This is a genomic window from Pseudoalteromonas sp. Ld20, from assembly GCF_045064175.1.
GTDB lineage: Bacteria > Pseudomonadota > Gammaproteobacteria > Enterobacterales > Alteromonadaceae > Pseudoalteromonas > Pseudoalteromonas neustonica.
Genome location: NZ_JBISHB010000020.1, coordinates 1 through 2,222, shown reverse-complemented (window position 1 = coordinate 2,222; position 2,222 = coordinate 1). Strand labels below are relative to the sequence as shown.

The window sequence follows — 2,222 nt, the reverse complement described above, 5'->3', positions numbered from 1 at the left end:
TATTACAGTCAATAAAGGCATGAACAAATTGACCTTACGCGGACAAACGAAAGTGAATGCGCAATGGCAACTGTATTGCCTTGTTCATAATCTAGAAAAGCTGAGAAACACGATACATTAATAAGGGTAACCCCTTACCACCTTAAATAAGCCACTTAAACACCTGCAATCCCTTCCAAAACACCCACTAAAGCAACAGCAAATCCTCTTTTTATATTTTCACGTGAAAGTCAGTTGTCGATTGAATCAAAATAGGAACTCAGCTATGGTTGAAGCATCAATAAAAATAAATTAAAAACGAGTTATTCTACAGGCTCGTTATGCCAGGTGGGGCGATGGACGTTTCTAAGTATTTCCAAAGAGCAATGACATTAGTGTCCTCTTCCGAGTTGGAAGGTACTGAGTTGTCGGTTGCAATCAAAGAAGATTTGAAGAATGAGGAAGACAATAGTCCTAATCATTGGATACCTTTAGTCCAAGATAAATTACTGAAAGCGGCGAATTTAAAATACCCCTCTGAGATATCTGACCAGCTTTTGAAGTTGTACATGCAAGGGTATGTTTTACATAATGGATATGTTAAAAAGTCATCGGCTATTCTAGTTGCTATTATCTCAGCATTATTAGGTTTGTTAGTCAGTTGGTCTATATGGACTTAGCAAGGTATAACAAAACTATGAACCGGATGTTGGCAAGAGCGGCCACCACCGGTTATAGAAGGTGTTGTGGCTGTAGAATTACTCTTTTTTAAGAAAAACAGCCTGTTTTATGGGTTCCAAATGCATTACCTAATGCTTTAAAAACGCTTAGAGTTAATTACTGGAGCTCGTTTTTTAATTGAATTTGGCTGTTAGAGTTATTCTACAGCCTCGTTAGCACTACAAGGAGATAGCGTGCATAAACTCATACATTTTTTACTTCTAATTGCTTCATTAGGTTCTTTTTCATTACAAGCTGAAATTTACGAATATGAAGTAAGTAAAGTTGAATATAAAAACTTAGTTGCTAACTTATATTTACCAAAAGCTGAAAAAAAATTTCCCGTGGTAATTGCCTTTGGGGGCTTTGAAGGCGGGTTAGGTACTGGTAATGCTAATGGTGAAATGATCGCACCTCATGGTGTTGCTGTTTTAGGGCTAGCTTATTTTAAAGAAAAAGGTATTTCTCAAACACTAGATCAAATACCAATGGAGTATTTCATTGATGCAATTAACTATTTAGAAACACATCCTTTAATAGACTCATCTAAAATTGGTGTGGTTGGTGGCTCTAGAGGTTCAGAGGCTGCATTTCTGTTGGCAAGTATGGATTCTCGTATTAAATCTGTAGTTGTTACGACTCCAAGTAAAGTTGCTTGGTATGGTCTAACAGTACCGAAGTCTGCTTGGACAATTGAAGGTCAAGACATTCCAGCTTTAGGTTTAGAGTTAGATTCAAATGCTAAGTTAATCGACAGATTTACAGTCGCATTAGAAAATAAAACTAACGTTAATAAATCTTTATTTAAATTTGAAAATATTAATGGTCCAATATTAATGATCTCAGCAGAAAACGATCAAGTTTGGCCATCTTTTCAAATGTCTAAAGACATCGAAGTTTATTTAAAAAGTAAGCAGTTTAAACATAAAATAGTGCATAACTCTTACAAAACAGGCCATGGTTTCAGTAAAGAGACGGCTCCTGAAATTAAAAAATCAATAATTAATCATTTTGTGAGTACATTGTAGTGCTAACAAGTTGCTTAAAAGGACAAAAAACAGTTGGCTTTTGCTCCTTCGTCGCTAATTTTAGCCAACAATTTTTTGCCTCTTAGCAAGGCGTTGAGGTTGTAGAATTACTCTTTTTTAAGAAAAACAGCCAGTTTTGTGGGTCCTAAATGCATTGCCTAGTGCTTTAAAAACGCTTAGAGTTAATTATAGGAGCTCGTTTTTTAATTGAATTTGGCTGTTAGAGTTATTCTACAGCCTCGTTGGTGCGTCAAGCGAAGCTTGATGCATCTTGCAGGGTGCAAGTCCCTGTCGGGTAAGGTTTAACTCACCACCCGTATCGAGTGTTGCGCCTATGGCGGAGCTGAATTTTTTTTCAGCGAACAAGCTAGGTGAAGCGTACACAGAGAATTAAGTAGGCCACAGGGGATACGTGTCCCTGAAGTGCTGGCATCGCTCCGATAAATACAGTCTGACTGACGAGGTTTGTAACGCCACTGAAGTCCATGCAAAGCA

The 2,222-nt window shown here is 37.4% G+C and carries 3 protein-coding genes; all 3 read left to right on the top strand.

The features are described from left to right. Nucleotides 1-121, top strand: a 121-nt coding sequence (locus tag ACJJVX_RS00265) for a transposase (RefSeq protein ID WP_405629490.1), incomplete at its 5' end; no start/stop codon positions are given. 214 nt (nt 122-335) lie between these two features. Beyond that, entirely contained in the window at nt 336-659 is a 324-nt protein-coding gene (locus ACJJVX_RS00260; RefSeq protein ID WP_405629488.1) for a hypothetical protein, read from the top strand. A 234-nt stretch (nt 660-893) separates the two neighbouring features. Then, nucleotides 894-1,727 carry an acyl-CoA thioester hydrolase/BAAT C-terminal domain-containing protein gene (locus tag ACJJVX_RS00255; RefSeq protein WP_405629486.1) on the top strand — a complete coding sequence of 278 codons (834 nt, stop codon included), beginning with the start codon at nt 894-896 and terminating at the stop codon, nt 1,725-1,727. Nucleotides 1,728-2,222: the final 495 nt, after the last annotated feature.